The sequence below is a fragment of the Billgrantia antri genome (assembly GCF_019430905.1).
Classification (GTDB): Bacteria; Pseudomonadota; Gammaproteobacteria; order Pseudomonadales; family Halomonadaceae; genus Halomonas; species Halomonas antri.
Map to the genome: position 1 here is coordinate 225624 of NZ_JAHYCA010000006.1, position 15493 is coordinate 241116.

The 15493-nt window shown below is 65.6% G+C and carries 13 protein-coding genes; 8 read left to right on the forward strand and 5 right to left on the reverse strand.

Annotated elements, in window-relative coordinates; translation table 11 throughout:
* On the forward strand, nt 1-2055 hold the full coding sequence (locus KPL81_RS16390; protein WP_219793090.1) for a prolyl oligopeptidase family serine peptidase: 2055 nt from the start codon (nt 1-3) through the stop codon (nt 2053-2055).
* Nucleotides 2056-2063: 8 nt separating this feature from the next.
* Here KPL81_RS16390 and KPL81_RS16395 read toward each other — a convergent pair whose 3' ends face one another.
* Both KPL81_RS16395 and KPL81_RS16400 read right to left on the reverse strand, forming a co-directional pair.
* Nucleotides 2064-2714 carry a TetR/AcrR family transcriptional regulator gene (locus KPL81_RS16395; RefSeq protein ID WP_219793091.1) on the reverse strand — a complete coding sequence of 217 codons (651 nt, stop codon included), beginning with the start codon at nt 2712-2714 and terminating at the stop codon, nt 2064-2066.
* 17 nt (nt 2715-2731) lie between these two features.
* Nucleotides 2732-4783, reverse strand: coding sequence for an NADH:flavin oxidoreductase (locus KPL81_RS16400; RefSeq protein ID WP_219793092.1), 2052 nt, complete (start codon nt 4781-4783; stop codon nt 2732-2734).
* Between the two features lie 406 nt (nt 4784-5189).
* Here KPL81_RS16400 and KPL81_RS16405 point away from each other — a divergent pair, with 406 nt between their 5' ends.
* Nucleotides 5190-5846, forward strand: coding sequence for a PRC-barrel domain-containing protein (locus KPL81_RS16405; RefSeq protein WP_219793093.1), 657 nt, complete (start codon nt 5190-5192; stop codon nt 5844-5846).
* 110 nt (nt 5847-5956) lie between these two features.
* Here the strand turns inward: KPL81_RS16405 and KPL81_RS16410 are convergent, their stop codons facing one another.
* Complete coding sequence (locus KPL81_RS16410; protein WP_219793094.1) at nt 5957-6415, reverse strand: thioesterase family protein; 459 nt, start codon at nt 6413-6415, stop codon at nt 5957-5959.
* 253 nt (nt 6416-6668) lie between these two features.
* Here KPL81_RS16410 and KPL81_RS16415 point away from each other — a divergent pair, with 253 nt between their 5' ends.
* Together KPL81_RS16415 and KPL81_RS16420 are read left to right on the forward strand one after the other, a co-directional pair.
* Nucleotides 6669-7430 (forward strand): sulfite exporter TauE/SafE family protein, encoded by a 762-nt coding sequence (locus tag KPL81_RS16415; RefSeq protein WP_219793095.1) that lies wholly within the window; start codon nt 6669-6671, stop codon nt 7428-7430.
* Nucleotides 7431-7468: 38 nt separating this feature from the next.
* Nucleotides 7469-7891, forward strand: a complete 423-nt coding sequence (locus tag KPL81_RS16420; protein WP_209475590.1) for a PPC domain-containing protein — start codon at nt 7469-7471, stop codon at nt 7889-7891.
* A 125-nt stretch (nt 7892-8016) separates the two neighbouring features.
* Here the strand turns inward: KPL81_RS16420 and KPL81_RS16425 are convergent, their stop codons facing one another.
* Complete coding sequence (locus KPL81_RS16425) at nt 8017-10209, reverse strand: TonB-dependent receptor domain-containing protein (RefSeq protein ID WP_219793096.1); 2193 nt, start codon at nt 10207-10209, stop codon at nt 8017-8019.
* A gap of 81 nt (nt 10210-10290) precedes the next feature.
* Nucleotides 10291-11280, reverse strand: coding sequence for a LysR family transcriptional regulator (locus KPL81_RS16430; protein ID WP_219793097.1), 990 nt, complete (start codon nt 11278-11280; stop codon nt 10291-10293).
* A 243-nt stretch (nt 11281-11523) separates the two neighbouring features.
* On the opposite strand from KPL81_RS16430, the gene KPL81_RS16435 reads away from it, so the two are divergent.
* The 4 genes from KPL81_RS16435 to KPL81_RS16450 all read left to right on the forward strand — a co-directional run bounded on the left by KPL81_RS16435 (nt 11524) and on the right by KPL81_RS16450 (nt 15388).
* Nucleotides 11524-12399, forward strand: a complete 876-nt coding sequence (locus KPL81_RS16435; protein WP_219793203.1) for an ABC transporter substrate-binding protein — start codon at nt 11524-11526, stop codon at nt 12397-12399.
* 65 nt (nt 12400-12464) lie between these two features.
* A complete protein-coding gene (locus tag KPL81_RS16440) occupies nt 12465-13421 on the forward strand; it encodes a FecCD family ABC transporter permease (RefSeq protein WP_219793204.1) in 957 nt (318 codons plus the stop codon).
* 30 nt (nt 13422-13451) lie between these two features.
* Entirely contained in the window at nt 13452-14588 is a 1137-nt protein-coding gene (locus tag KPL81_RS16445) for a FecCD family ABC transporter permease (RefSeq protein ID WP_219793098.1), read from the forward strand.
* The gene (locus tag KPL81_RS16450; protein WP_219793099.1) at nt 14585-15388 is read left to right on the forward strand and encodes an ABC transporter ATP-binding protein; all 804 of its coding nucleotides are present in this window, start codon (nt 14585-14587) and stop codon (nt 15386-15388) included. The genes KPL81_RS16445 and KPL81_RS16450 overlap by 4 nt, the downstream gene beginning before the upstream one ends.
* The last annotated feature ends 105 nt before the right edge of the window (nt 15389-15493 follow it).

Consider the following 15493-nt stretch of genomic DNA (forward strand, 5'->3'; position numbering starts at 1 on the left):
ATGGCTGCCCCCTTCGAAGATCACGACCCTTACCTGTGGCTGGAGGAGGTCGAGGGCGAACACGCCCTGACCTGGGTCGAGCAGCGCAATGCCGAAAGCCAGGCCAGGCTCGCCGATGTGCCGGGCTTCACCGAGCTTCGCGACGATCTGCAGGCGATCCTCGAGGCCGACGACCGCATCCCCTTCGTGGTCAAGCGCGGCGAGCACTTCTACAACTTCTGGCAGGACCGCGACCACCCCCGCGGGCTGTGGCGGCGCACCACGCTCGAGGAGTACCGCAAGGCGCGGCCCGAGTGGGAGGTGCTGATAGACCTCGACGCACTCAATGCCGAGGAGGGCGAGAACTGGGTGTGGCACGGCGCCCACTGCCTGCGTCCCGAATCGCCCGACGAACCTTGGCGCCACTGCCTGATCTCGCTCTCGCGTGGCGGCGCCGACGCCGATGTTACCCGCGAGTTCGATCTGGTGGAGAGGCGCTGGGTCGAGCAGGGCTTCTACCGTCCCGAGGCCAAGGGCGGCCTGGGCTGGATCGACCGCGACACGGTCTTCGTCCAGACCGACTTCGGCGAAGGCTCGATGACCAGTTCCGGCTATCCGCGAATCGTCAAGCAGTGGCGGCGCGGCACGCCGCTGGCCGAGGCCGAGACGGTGTTCGAGGGCGAGCCCGACGATATGGCCGTAGGCGCGGGGCACGACTCGACGCCGGGATTCGAGCGCGACTTCGTCAGCCGCGCCCGGGCCTTCTACGACAACGAGCTCTATCTGCGTAAAGCCGACGGTAGCCTCACCCGCATCGAGGTGCCCAACTCGGCGCAAAAACATGTCCACCGCGAGTGGCTGATGATCGAACTGCGCGAGCCCTGGGAGGTGGCGGGAACCACCCATCCCGCCGGCGCGTTGCTGATCGCCGACTTCGAGGCCTACATGAACGGCCAACGCGAGCTACGCGTGCTGTTCACCCCCACCGAGCGCACCTCGCTCTCCGACGTCACCTGGACCCGCCGCCACCTGATCCTCAACGTGCTCGACGACGTCAAGCACCGGCTCTACGTGCTCACCCCGAGTGAAGGCCAGTGGCAGCCCGAGCCGCTGCCCGGCGTGCCGACGCTGGGTAGCGTCAGCGTGAGCGCGGTGGACGACGAGGAGAGCGACGAGGTGTTCGTCATCGTCAGCGACTACCTCACGCCGACCACGCTGCTGCACGGTCGGGTCGGCGAGGCGCTGGAAACGCTCAAGCAGGCCCCGGCGCTGTTCGACGCCGAGGACCTCGAGGTCACTCAGCACTTCGCCACCAGCCGCGACGGCACGGCGATTCCCTACTTCCAGGTGGCGCGGCGCGAGCTCGAGCCGAGCGGCGAGCATCCGACCCTGCTGTACGGCTACGGCGGCTTCGAGGTGCCGCTGCTGCCCGGCTACAGCCCCGGGGTGGGGCGCGCCTGGCTCAGCCAAGGGGGCGTCTACGTGGTGGCCAACATCCGCGGCGGCGGCGAGTACGGCCCGCGCTGGCACCAGGCGGCGCTGCGCGACAAGCGCCACAAGGCCTTCGAGGACTTCGCCGCGGTGGCAGAAGATCTGATCGAACGTGGCGTCACTTCGCCGCGCCGGCTGGGCATCCAGGGCGGCTCCAACGGCGGCCTGCTGGTGGGCAACATGCTGACCCGCTATCCGCAGCTGCTCGGCGCCGTGGTGTGCCAGGTGCCGCTGCTCGACATGCGCCGCTACCACAAGCTGCTGGCCGGCGCCTCGTGGATGGCCGAGTATGGCGACCCCGAGAGTGACGACTGGCAATTCCTGCGCAACCTTTCGCCCTATCACAACCTCGACGCCGCAGAGGACTACCCGCCCATGCTGCTGATGACCAGCACCCGCGACGACCGCGTCCACCCCGGCCACGCGCGCAAGATGATGGCGCGCATGAGCGAGCAGGGGCATCAGGTGCTCTATTACGAAAACGTCGAAGGTGGCCATGGTGGTGCCGCCGACAACCGCCAGCGCGCCCATATGCAGGCTCTGGCGTTCACGTTTCTCTGTCGGACATTGATGGCGAAGGCTTAGACCCTAGGTCAGCCGGAGTGGGAGATGTCTTTCAGCACAAACCCATGCCGGGCCTGGAAGCGCTGCAGTTCGCGGGGCTGCGGCGTCTGCCCGGTGAAGATCTCGACATAGGCGGGGATGCGCTGCATGCGAACCTCGAGGGCTTCCTGGGTCTTCATCGAGATGTAGCCGATCTGGGTGAGGTAAATGGTGCGGCCGCGCACGTTGGCCGCCAGCGGCTCATAGCCGTAGCGCTCGAACATGCGCGTCAGCGCCTCGATGCGCGCCTCGTCGGCGGCGTCTATCTCCCTGGCCACCGCTTCCGACTGCAGCGCCCAGCTGCGCATGGCGAACTCCAGCGGGGAGTCGAACAGCTCGGGATCCAGCCAGCAGTCGAAGACGTTGAGGATCGCCTCGACGATGGTTTCGGCATAGGCCTCGGTCCGGCGTACCAGGCCCTGGGTATTCTTCTCGCGCCAGCGCTCGATCAGGGCATCCAGCAGCGCCTCGCGATCCTTGAAGAACCAGTAGAAGCTGGTTCGTGAGACGTCGAGCCGCTTGGCCAGCGGCAGGATGCGCACGCTGTCGACACCGGACTCGAGCAGCACCTTGAAGGCGGCATCGAGCCAGGCCTCGCGGGAGCCTTTCCACTTGGTGTCGCGGTTGGTGCCACTCGGCATCAGCTGATTTTCTCCGTCTAGATATCCTTCACCAGTCGCAACGCATCATAAATCGCCGCGTGGGTATTGCGCGGCTCGACGGCATCGCCGATGCGAAACAGCTGGAAGCTGCCCTTCGGGTTGCGCACGACCGCCTGGGGCCGGCCGGCGATGAGGTCGTCGTAGTTCACCTCGCCACCGTTGCGGGAATGCGGCTTCAGCTCGAAATAGACGTCCGCCATCGGCGTGATGCCGTAGTTGACCACTACCTGATCGATGCGCCGCTCATGGTCCAGGTCCTGCTTGCCCGGCGATACGTAGTCGCTGGTGAGCCTGGCGAGCAGTTCGCCGCCGTCGCGCGCTACCGACTTCAGCCGGTAGGTCGGGGTGAAGGTGACGTTGGGGCGCTGCAGGGCGCGCATGTAGGGCACCAGGTTCATGCCCATGATCTCCGCCGAGAAGGTGCGGTCCGGCGTCATGATCTCGAGTTCGGCCCCGCTCGCGGCAATGATCTCCGCGGCCTGCATGGCGGCATGGTCGCCGGCATCGTCGAACAGCAGCACCCGCTTGCCTGGCGCCACGTGACCCGAGAGGATGTCCCAGGTGTTGACCACCAGGTCGCTGCCGACCTCGGGCTGGTCGTCCATGGGGTAGCCGCCGGTGGCCACGATCACCACGTCCGGCTTTTCGGCGAGCACGTCATCGACCTCGGCCCAGACGTTGTAGCGTATCTCGACGCCGAGCGCCTCGCAGCGCGCCAGGCGCCAGTCGATGATGCCCAGCATCTCGCGGCGCCGCTCGCTCTGCGCCGTGAGGCGCACCTGGCCACCGGCGTCGCTGGCGGCTTCCAGCACCACTACGTCATGGCCCCGCTCGCCGGCGACGCGGGCGGCTTCCAGCCCTGCCGGCCCGGCACCGACGATCACCACCCGGCGCTTCAGCTCTGATTTGGGAATGGTGTGGGGCATGGTGGTCTCGCGCCCGGTGGCGGCGTTGTGGATGCAGTAGGCGGCGCCGCCCTGGTAGATGCGGTCGAGGCAGTAGTTGGCGCCGACGCAGGGGCGGATCTCCTCCTCACGCCCTTCCATGATCTTGCGCACGATGTGCGGGTCGGCCATGTGAGCGCGGGTCATGCCGATCATGTCGACCTTGCCCGAGGCGATGGCGTAGCGCGCCGTCGCCACGTCCTGAATCTTGGCGCCGTGGAAGGTGGGGAAATCGACCTGGCGCCTGATCTCGCCAGCGAAATCCAGGTGCGGGGCGCTGGGCATGCCCTGGATGGGGATGACGTCGGTGAGACCCGCGTCGGTGTCGATGTGACCGCGCACCACGTTGAGGAAGTCGATCAGACCGCTCTCCTTCAGGCGCCGCGAGATTGCCATGCCGTCCTCGGCCGTTAGCCCGCCTTGCAGCATCTCGTCGCCGGTATAGCGCACGCCGACGATGAACTCATTACCGACCCGCTGGCGAATGGCCCGCAGCACCTCGAAGGTGAAGCGCAGCCGGTTATCCAGGTCGCCGCCGTAAGGCGCCTCGAGGGTGTTGGTCAGCGGCGACCAGAACTGGTCCATCAGGTGGCCATAGGCCTGCAGCTCGATGCCGTCGAGGCCGGCGGCGTGCATGCGCTCGGCGGCGTCGGCGTAGTCGCGGATCAGGCGCTCGATGTCCCACTCCTCGACCTGCTTGGGGAAGGCGCGGTGGGCCGGCTCGCGGCGGTGGCAGGCCGACACCGCCGGCAGCCAGTCGCCCTTGTCCCAGCGGGTGCGTCGGCCCAGGTGGGTGAGCTGAATCATCACCGCGGTGCCGTGCTCGTGGCAGGCGTCGGCGAGTTCGCGCATCCACGGCACCACCTCGTCTTTGTAGGCGAGGACGTTGTTGAACACCGGCGGGCTGTCCTTGGCCACCGCCGCGGAGCCGGCGGTCATGGTCAGTCCCAATCCAGCCTTGGCCCGTTCGACGTGGTAGGCCCGGTAGAGGTCCTTGGGCATCCCGTCTTCGGGATAGGCCGGCTCGTGGGAGGTCATCATGAGCCGATTCTTCAGCGTCAGGTGCTTGAGCTGAAAGGGCTGCAGCAGCGGGTCGTTGGTCATGGTCGGCTCTCCCTCTCTTTATTGTCTGCCGGTTTCGTGAGCTGGTGTTTGCGCTTGTGCCCTGCGGTGGTCTTGACCTTTTTATCGCGGCTGGACACTCAGGTCGATTAAATGTACATCAGTGTACATTTTCTGAAAAGCGCTGAGCGACAGCCTCGCGAAACGCCGTAATCATCGGCGGGCTGGAAGATGGGGCTTGTGATCTCGACTAGCACCGGTTGACGCACTTTCTTCCCATTTCTACGTTGCTGGGTAAGATGCTCATGCCCTTGGAGGCATGAACGACAAAAGCTGCGGTTACGCTCGTCATGGAGGGTAAGGATTGCGTGCTGCAGTCGAACGGTAGGCGTAGGTGGCCTGCCTTGAAGGTCCGGTTTCTCAACCCAAGGAAGTCAGGAGGAGAGCCATGACAGTTTTACAGCGCTATATTCCGCTCTGTGTCGCTGCCTTGCCTCTCACGGCGTTGGCGGCTCCCGGCAATCTGGATGACTGGCAGAACCAGCGCAGCGACCCCGCATCGACATGGACGATGAGTCAACTGCTCGGCGACGACGTGATCGCGGGCGAGAAGACCGAAGTCGGTGAAGTGGCTGACGTCCTACTCGATGCCGAGGGTAGAGTCGAGTCGCTGCTGGTTTATTCCAACGGCAATGAAGTGGACCGGGGCTTTCGCACCGTGGAGTGGCCGGTGCTACGCTTCGAGCCCAGCGATGTACTGCTTTCGATAGCCCAACAGCCTTCTGAATTCGGCGACCAGCCGGTCGCAAGCTCACCGCAGGAGCTGATCGGTGAGGATCAGTATAGTGCCTTGAACATGCTCGGCATGGGCGTGGAAGTCGAAGGCGCGGCGTATGCGGAAGTCGAGGATCTGGTGGTGAACGAGCAGAATCAGGTCACCAGTGCCATCGTCGATCCGGATGGCATGGATACCGACAGCTACTGGATTCCTACCGACCTTGGCTGGATCGATCCGGAGTGGATCATGATCGTGCCCTATAGCCAGAGTGATATCGAGCAGGCCGGGGCGTATCAGGGTGACGATGGGGGCGAAGGCTCAAACTGATTGTCTGTAGCGTTTCCGTCTGTTCGGTACGTAAGGCCATTGAATGGGAGGGACTTTCCCTCCCTTTTTCTTTGCCATGACGGAAAAACGGTGTACGGCTGATCTCCTGCTCAACGGTGCGGAATGCCGATGCGTCGCCCGGCAGCCTGGGGCCAGTTGCCAGTTGTTGCGTGCGGCAAGGTCTCGATGGCTTGGAGCACGGCAGGAGGGAAGGGGCCGGGGCGGTGGCTATCCGTGTCGATGCCCATCAGCATCTGCTCGCTGGTGGCGAGCAGCTCGCCGTCGTCATCGTGCATGGTGAAGAACAGATGCAGGCGCTTGGCATCGCGGTCGAGCAGCAGGGCTTCGACGGCCAGTTCCTGTCCCTGGTGGGCCTCGCGCCGGTAGCAGAGATGGGTCTCCAGGGTGAAGAGGGTATAGGCGAGGCGCTCGCGTCCCTCGGCATCGAGCCCGATCCGCTCCATCAGCGTATCCACCGCCAGCGAGAACACCCTGGCATATTCGGCATCGTTCATGTGTCCGTTGTAGTCGACCCACTCCGGGGCGACTCGGGTCGTCAGCAATGTCATGGGGTGGCTTCCCTTGTATCGGCATTTGCAGTTATTGTCGGCGAAGCAAAAACTATCCGAGTGGTTTCCCAAGAATCGGGTTCCTTACCACAAATGCAACTGCTAGCAGTCGATATGGCGCTGAAAAGCATTATTTAGGTAATTCTGGCTTTCGTGGTTTCCCGCAAGCGCTTGATAGAGAAACTAACATGTTGTCACCGCTGTTCCTCTCCCTTGGCATGAAAACGGGCTCGGCCATGAGGCATCGAGACTGATGCTGGAGCTGCTCTCGCCGCTGTCGGCCGGGGCCAACCTGGGCCTGGTGTTGCTTTCCGTGATGACTTCGGCGCTCTCCGCGGCGGCCGGCATCGGTGGGGGCACGCTGCTGATCATCGCCATGGCCCAGGTGATGCCGGCCACGGCGCTGATTCCCGTGCATGGCATGGTGCAGCTCGGCTCCAACGGTGGCCGGGCGCTGATGACCTGGCGGCATATCCGCCGTGATATCGTCGCGGCTTTCTTTCCCGGTGTGATCGTTGGCGCCGTGGTGGCGGCCTGGCTGCTGATCCGCCTGCCCTATGGCGTGCTGGAGCTGTGTATCGCTGCCTTCGTGCTCTACTCCTGCTGGGGGCCCGGCTTGCCGCAGCGAGCGTTGGGGCGCACCGGTACCGTGGTTGCCGGCGCTCTTACTACCCTGCTCTCCAGCCTGGTGGGGGCCAGCGGCCCCATGGTGGCCTCGTTCATCAAGCTCGGCCTGAGCGAGCGCCTGCCGCGGGTGTCCACTTTCGCCACCTGCATGACGCTGCAGCACCTGACCAAGGCGTTCATCTTCGGCTTCGCCGGCTTCGTCTTTCGTGACTGGCTGGGGCTGATGCTGGTCATGGTGGCGGCGGGCTTCGTCGGCACCTGGCTGGGGCTGCGCCTGCTGCACCGGGTGACCGATCATCGCTTCGACTTCTTCTTCAAGTGGACGCTGACACTGCTGGCGCTGCGCCTGATCTGGCTGGGCGTGGAGCGCCTGTTGGGGTTAGGCTGAGTGACATAGGGGCTGGCTTAACCGGAAAGGAGTCTGTCATGAAGCGCTTCGTCTTTTGCCTGTCGCTGATCCTTCTGCTGGCCGGCTGCGCCGGCATGGGCGACCCGCGTGACACCGCCACCGAGCTGGTGCCCGGCCAGCCTTACGAAGTGATGACGCCAGGTCATCGCTACTTCACCTTTACCCTGAGTGCTCCTGCCCGCGTGGTGCTGGAGAGCCACACCTTCCCCGGCGATACGGGCGTGGTGGCGCCGGCCGGGCAACTGCTCGATGCCGACGGCCAGCTCGTCGTGCGTGACTGGAACAGCGGTCGCAACAGCAACTTCCGCATTGCGCACCAGCTCGAGGCGGGTACCTGGTATCTGCGGGTGACCACGCCCCACGCGAGCCTTGGTTCCTTCGGCATGCTGGAGCGTGACTACCGCTATTCGGTAACGCTGAGGATCGACAGGAGCCGTTGAGGCGAGGTAGTGCCATTCGATCGTGCTGATGGAGTTGCCAACCGTCATGTCGCTCGCGCCCCAGAAACAGCCCCGGCAGAGCCGGGGCTAAGCTGACGATGCAGGACGGTAAGCAGAACGCTCGGTCAGAACTCGTAGGTGGCGGAGAGCCAGAAACTGCGGCCGTCCAGAGCCACGCCATCGGTGGCGCGTCCCGTCTGGGTGTAGCGATAGGCCTGATAGGTGTCGCCCTGCCACTCGTAGCTGTCGGCCTTGCTGAAGTCCTTGTCGAACAGGTTGTAGATCGAGCCGGTCAGGCGTACCTGATCGGTGATGTGATAGGTCGTACGCAGATGGAACAACTCGTAGCCATCCAGCTTGTTGCCCACTTGTTCATACATGGCCAGGTTCTGCCCGCTTGCAGGAACGCCGTCTGTGAAGCGCTCCCTTGAAGAGTAGAACTCACCCTCGAGCGTGGTGTTGAGTCTGTCCGTCACGTCCCAGCCCAGGCTGGCAGTGAGTTTGTGCTTGGGTGTATTGGTGAGCAATAGACCCTCTTGCTCACCGGAGGTGATCTCGGTGTCGGTGTAGGTATAGCCGCCCCGCACCTCCCAGTCGGGTGCGAAGCGATAGCGAGCCTCCACTTCGATGCCCCGGGTTCTGGCCTCGTCGATGTTGATCAGCCGGGAGAAGCCGGTTTGCTGCGAGAAGTTGCCGACGGCGATACAGCCTGGGACGTTGCCGTCCGGGTGCAGACAGTTGGGGATTTCCGCGCCTTCGGCAATGCGGTCGGTGAAGCGGTTGTAGAAGGCCGTGCCGCTGACCGTGAGCCCATCCAGGCTGTCGTAAATGGCACCGAACTCGTAGTTGGTGCTCTTTTCCGGTTCAAGATCCGGTGAACCGATGGTGACGCTTTGGCCTTGATTGCCGAAACCGGTAATTCCGTCATGCAGCTGGTTGAGCGTCGGCGTCTTGTAGCCTCGACTCACGCCGCCCTTGAGGGTCCAGTGGTCGGTGGTGTTCCACACCAGGTAGCCACGTGGGCTGAAGTGGCCGCCGAAAGCGTCGTGATGCTCGTAGCGACCGCCCAGGGTGAGCGCCAAGTCGTCACGCAGCCACCATTCGTTCTCGGCGAACAGCGCCCAGCTCTGCTGTTCGAATGCCTGGTCGCCCGCTGCGCCATCTTCCAGTCGGGCATCGATGTACTGACCGCCCACCGTCACCATGTGGCGGTCGATCGGCAGGGTGTACTTGGTATCGAAGACGATATCGCGGTTCTCCAGCAGCCGTGGCTCTCCTCCCTGAGCCTCGTAGCCGTACTCCGGTGCACTGCCCGCCGGCAGGGTGCGACCCAGGGTTTCGGTCGTATTGTGCGTGAGGCTGCTCTCCAGCGTGCCAGCCTCGAAGCGCCCGGTGTGGCCGAAGGCAAGCTGATCGCGATTGAAGCGCAGCTCATCCTCGTAGCCCCAGACCTGACCCGGTTGTGGGGCACAATTCGCGCGGTTGGTACCGTCCAGCGTACCGAGGCGGCAGTCTTCATTGGAGTAGACCTGGCGTGCGCGCTCGGCGTCCAGCCACAGCGAGTGGCTCTCATTGGCGCGCAGTGTCAGGCGTCCACCCAGCGAGTAGATACGGGCCTCGGTCGGGCGCGGGTCGCGGGCGGCGCTGTCGGCAATCATCCGCTCGGAGGCGTCGCGATCGAACAGCCGGCCTCGCAGCTGCAGGCCCAGCACGTCATCGACCAGGGGGCCGGAGGTATAGAGGTTGATACCCTGCGAATTACCCGCATCGCGATCCTGCTGGAAGGTGGTGTCCATAGAGACGCTGCCGATCCAGGTGTCACTGACCGGGCGAGTAATGATGTTGATTACGCCGCCCATGGCGTCGGAGCCATACAGGGTCGACATGGGGCCACGAATGACCTCGATACGTTCGATGGCCGACATCGGTGGCATGAAGCTGGTAGCGGTTTCGCCGAAGCCGTTGGGAGTGACGCTGCCGGAGGTGTTCTGGCGGCGTCCATCGATCAGGATCAGGGTGTAGTCGCTCGGCATGCCGCGAATGCTCACGTTCAGCCCGCCGGTCTTGCCGGTGCCCGAGCGTACGTCGACTCCGGGAATGTCGGCTATCGCCTCGGCGATATTGGAGAAGCGACGTTGCTCCAGCTCCTCGCGGGTGATGACGGAGATGCTGGCCGGCGCATCCTGCAGCGCCTGCTCGAAGCCGGAGGCGGTCACCACGATGCTATCGAGGCGGGAACTGTCCTGCGCCTGTGCAGTGAAAGCGAGCGGCGCGCTGGCAACGGCGACGGCCAGGGCGGAGCGACGGACATGAAGCATGAGATCACCTGCTGACATGAATATTTTTAATGATATTGATTATCAAGCGCAGATGATTCTAGTGCGGGAAGTTCCCTTTGCTCAGGGGGTGGATGGGCAACGTTGCGTTGCGCGGCCGGCAACGCTTTCGTCTCGCCCATCGGCCATGGGGTTGAGTTGTGGGACGGGGCTTGGTTGCCATGCGTCCGGTAACGCTTCACGCAGGAAGGCGAGCAGGGCACTCAGACGCCGCGGTCGAAAGCCATACGGATATAAAAGCGTCACCGGTACGGCCGGTGCGTCCCACTCCGGTAGGCAGCGCACCAACGAGCCGGGGTGAGCGCGTTCTCGAGCTTGTGCCAGCCAGTCGGGCATCAGGCCCAGGCCATGGCCGTGGGCGAGTGCGTCGCCATGCAGCATCTGCTGGTCGACGCGCAAGCGTGACTCGGGTGGGTGAAAGTGGAAGTCACTGCCCTTCTCACGGTGGGTGAGGGTGAGTCCCTGCTCGGTTTCGCCGAGCAGGTCGATCCAGGTGTGCCGTACCAGCTCACGGGGGTGTTGCGGATAGCCGCGACGCACGAAGTAGTCGGGATGTCCGTACAGACCTCGATGGAGCCAACCCAGCACTTCCTGACGCAGCTCGCTGCCGCGCACCTCCCCCAGCCATACGGTAAGGGCCTGGCTGTCGGCGGTCAGGGTGGGAGCGGTGCAGGTCAGCAGAGTGAGGCGCACCGCAGGATGGCACTCCATGAACGCGGTGAGGCGAGCGGACAGCCAACTCCTGGCCAAGGCGTTGTGCGCCACCACGTGCAGTTCGCCGCTGACCTCTGCGTTCAATTCCTGCAGTGCTTGTCGGCCCTGCTCGGCAAGCTCGAGGATTTGTCGGCAGTAGACGTGAAAGGCATGGCCGGCCTCGGTGGGCAGCAGCCGGTTCGACTGTCGGCGTAGCAGAGGTTGGCTCAGCTGGCGTTCGAGATGAGCGATACGTCGGCTTAGGGTCGACTTGACCAAGCCAAGCTCACGGGCGCTACGGGTCATACTGCCTGAGCGCATCACGTGATCGAAGGCGAGCAGTTCGTCGAGGTCGTACATGGTGAGTTACCGAATACGTTGCATCAATCGCAACAGTCTATCTCGACCTTGTTGTTAATGAAAACTATTATTGTTAGAGGTGTTCTCGTTGCGAACCATGCAACGCAGCGTTGCGTAGTGCGTTGGCGCAATCCTTTGTGATAATAATTCGTATTAAATCTTGGGTCCTGAGAGGCTGGTATGAACGCTGGGAAACACTGGTTCGGCACGCTGTGCTCGTCACTTCTATTGGTAACCGTGCTTATGCTGCCGTTTACCGCCTGGGCCGCACGCAGCGTACACACAGCCTTCGGCGAGGTCGCGTTACCCGACACGCCCAAGCGCGTGGTCACCCTGCATGAAGGCGCCCTCGATACTGCCCTGGCGGTCGGCATCACGCCCCTGGGGGCCGTGACCACGCGCGGCGGCGACGGCGTGGCCCGCTACATCGAGGCCCATCTCGGCGAGGAGCGCCCCGCCATTGTCGGCGTTGTGCGCGAGATCAATCTCGAAGCCGTGCTGGCACTCGAGCCGGACCTGATCCTCGCCCCGCCGCAGCTCTCCGAGGCGCAGTACCGGCTGCTCTCGCGCATGGCCCCTACCGTGGTGCCGCTGTCCGAGGGGCTCGACCCCGAGCTGTGGCGGGATGAAACACGCCTGTATGCCCAGGCCCTGGGGCGCGGGGCGGAAATCGAAGCGCTCCTGGAGCAGGTGGATGCGCGGGCCGCCGAGATAGCCGAGGACAAGGCTGGCGACGAGAGCCCCGGCGCCGTGGTGGTTCGCTGGATGCCGCAAGGCCCCATGGTCATGTCCGACCAGCTCTTCACCGCCGGCTTGCTGCGCGCTTCGGGAGTGGCGATTCACGATGCCGGTTTGACGAGCGAAGGCAGGCCGCACAGCGATACCCTGAGCCTCGAGAACCTCGCGCGCCTCGAAGCCGATTGGATGTTCCTGGCCACGCTCAACGAGGAGGGGCGTGAAGCGTTGGAAGCCGCCAGGCAGTCGCCCGCCTTCGTCCGGCTCGACGTGGCGGCTCGCGATCGGGTCGTACCGGTCGACGGCCAACTGTGGACGAGTGCCTCCGGCCCGCTGGCGGCGTTGGCGATCCTCGACGAGCTAGACGCCGCGTTGACGCCTTGATGGACGCGATTACCCGCTCGGGCGCTGCTTCGGCCCGCCGCCTCACTCTGAGGCTGGCGGGCCTCATGCTGCTGCTGGTGATGGCCTGCCTGGCCAGCCTGATGCTGGGGGCCGGTGACGTCGGTCCGGTACGGGCGCTTGCCGTATTGGCCGGGCAGGGCGATGCCGAGGCCAGGTTCGTGCTCGGCTCGCTGCGTTTGCCGCGTACCCTGATCGGGCTGGTGGTGGGACTCTCGCTTGGCGTGGCTGGCGCTTTGCTGCAGGCGGTCACACGAAACCCGCTGGCCGAACCGGGGCTGCTTGGCGTCAGCGCGGGGGCGGCCTTTGCCGTCGCACTGGCGCTGCTGTTGGGAGCCACGGCAACGACGCTGCGGGTCGGCGTGGCCCAGCTCGGTGCCATGGTGGGCTGTCTTTGCGTATTGGGCGTCGCCCGCTTCAGCGGGGCCGGCAACGACCCGGTAAGGTTGGTGCTGGCCGGGGCCGCGCTGACGGGCCTGCTGCTCTCGCTCACCTCGCTGCTGCTGCTGTTCGATCAGCGCGCCGCCGACGAGATCCGCTTCTGGATCGTCGGCAGCCTGGCCGGGCGGCGCCTCGAGCATCTCGTTGCCATCCTGCCCAGCCTGCTGCTGGCTGGAGGGCTGGTGATCGCCGTGGCCCGCCCCCTGGCGGCCCTGGCACTTGGCGAGCGGGTCGCGAGCGGCCTCGGTCACCGCCCGGGGCTGATTCGGCTGCTGGTGATCGTGGTCGTGGCGCTGCTGGTGGGCGCGGCCACCGCCACGGCCGGTCCCATCGCCTTCATCGGCCTGGTCGTGCCGTTCGCCGCCCGGGCGCTGGCTGGCCCCGACATCCGACGTACCCTGTGGTTCTGTCTGCCGCTGGGGCCGTTGATGGTGATCACGGCCGACATCGTCTCGCGTTTGCTGGTAGCGCCCTCGGAGATGCCGCTGGGCGTGATCACGGCCCTGTGTGGCGCCCCGGTGCTGGTGGCCGTGGTGCGAGCGCGCCGCATGCCGTCCCTCTGAGTGATGAATATGGGAAGGGAGAGACGCCCCATGTGGCGTGAGGTATCAGCCGAAAGCCAGGCGCGGCAGAGGCCCGGTACAGAACGATGCGAGCGGGGAGCGGGCGATATCGTCGCTCCCCCGGGGCACTGGCGCCTGGCGTGGCAGGCGGCCGGCGGCAGCCTACCCTACAGCCTGCTGATCGATCGACGTGCCTTCGTCGCCGCCCTGATCCTGTTGCTGGCGCTGCTGACAGCATCGCTCGCCTACCTGGCCATGGGCAGTAGCCCGTTGCCGCCACAGGCAGTGCCGGCGGCGCTGGTGGGGCGCGGCGACATGATGGCCGTATTTCTGGTGCAGGAGCTGCGCCTGCCGCGTCTGGCCGCTGCCTGCCTGACCGGCGCCGCCTTCGGCGTGGCCGGGTGCCTGATGCAGACGCTGGCGCGTAACCGGCTGGCCACGCCGGGCATCATCGGTATCGACAACGGCGCCACCGCCTTCGCCGTGGCCTCGGTGATCGGCCTGGGGGTCTCCCTGGCGCCGCCGGCCATGGCCCTGGCGGGTGCCACCACCGCGGCTGCCCTCACCTTCGGCCTGGCCGCGGGTGGCGGCGTTCGGGGTTACCGCTTCATCGTGGCCGGCATCGGGGTCGGCGCCGTGTTCGGCGCCATCACGCAGCTGCTGCTGGCCAAGGTGCACATCGACACCGCCAATGCCGCCTACCCCTGGACGGTCGGCTCGTTGAATGCCCGCCCCGCTGGGGCCGTCATGTTGCTCGCCGTCGGCCTGTCACTCGGCTTGGGCGCCGCCCTCTGGCTCACCCGCGCGCTCAGCCTGATGCGCTTCTCGGATGCCGTGGCATCCGGCCTTGGCCTGCGCGTTGCGCGGCGCCGTTGGCAGGTGCTGGCGGTCTCGGTGTTGCTCACCGGGCTTGCCGTCGCCGTGGCCGGCCCGGTGGGGCTGATCGGCCTGATCGGCCCCGAGATCGCCCGCTCCCTCTCGTCGCCGCGCGGTGTGCCGGTGGTCGCGTCGGCGCTGGCGGGGGCGCTGGTGATGGTGCTGGCCGATCTGGCAGGAAGGATACTGCTCAGCCCCATCGAGATCCCGGTGGGCATCGTCACCGCCGTGGTGGGCGGCCCCTGGCTGCTGTGGATACTGCTGCGACCGGCTTCGAGGAACCTGGCATGACGCAACACGAACTCGCCACCCGCGACCTGACCCTGTGCCACGGCCGTGCGACCATTATCGACCGCCTGGCACTCACCCTGCCGGCGGGAGAGGTCACCGCCATCGTCGGGCCCAACGGCTGCGGCAAGTCGACCCTGCTGGCCGGCCTCTCGCGGCTGCACGCGCCCAAGCAGGGGACCGTGCTGCTCGACGGCAGAGACATCCAGCAGTTGCCGGCGCGGGAACTGGCCCGCCGCCTGGCGCTGCTGCCCCAGGAGGCCATCGCTCCGGAAGGGCTCACCGTGGCCGAACTGGTGCGCTTCGGCCGCCAGCCGCACCAGGGCTGGTTGCGCCAGTGGTCGGCGGAAGATCAGCAGGTCGTTCGCCAGGCGCTGGCCGCGGCCGACGTGAGCGAACTGGCGGGTCGGCCTCTCGATACCCTCTCGGGCGGCCAGCGCCAGCGCGCCTGGATCGCCATGACTATCGCCCAGCAGACGCCGCTGCTGCTGCTCGACGAGCCCACCTCGGCGCTCGATCTCGGCCACCAGATCGAAGTCTTCGAGCTGGTGCGAAGGCTCGCTGCCGACGGCCGCACCGTGGTGATGGTACTGCACGACCTTGCCAGCGCCTGTCGCTATGCCGACCATCTGCTGGCGCTACGCAGCGGACAACTGATTGCCGCCGGCCCGCCCGGCGAAGTGGTCACCACCGAGCTGGTACGCCGGCTCTACGGCATCGACTGCACGTTGATCCCCGACCCCGCCACCGGCAGCCTGCTGCTGGCCAACGTAAGGCGGGCGGGGCGATGCGGGGACGCCTGAGCGCTCAACCATCCTGAAGCCCAAGCCTGAAGACACCACGACGCCAGCGCTCTTTTCGAGCGCTGGCGTCGTGGTGTGGACCGTTGTCCCGCCCGGCGGGCAAGG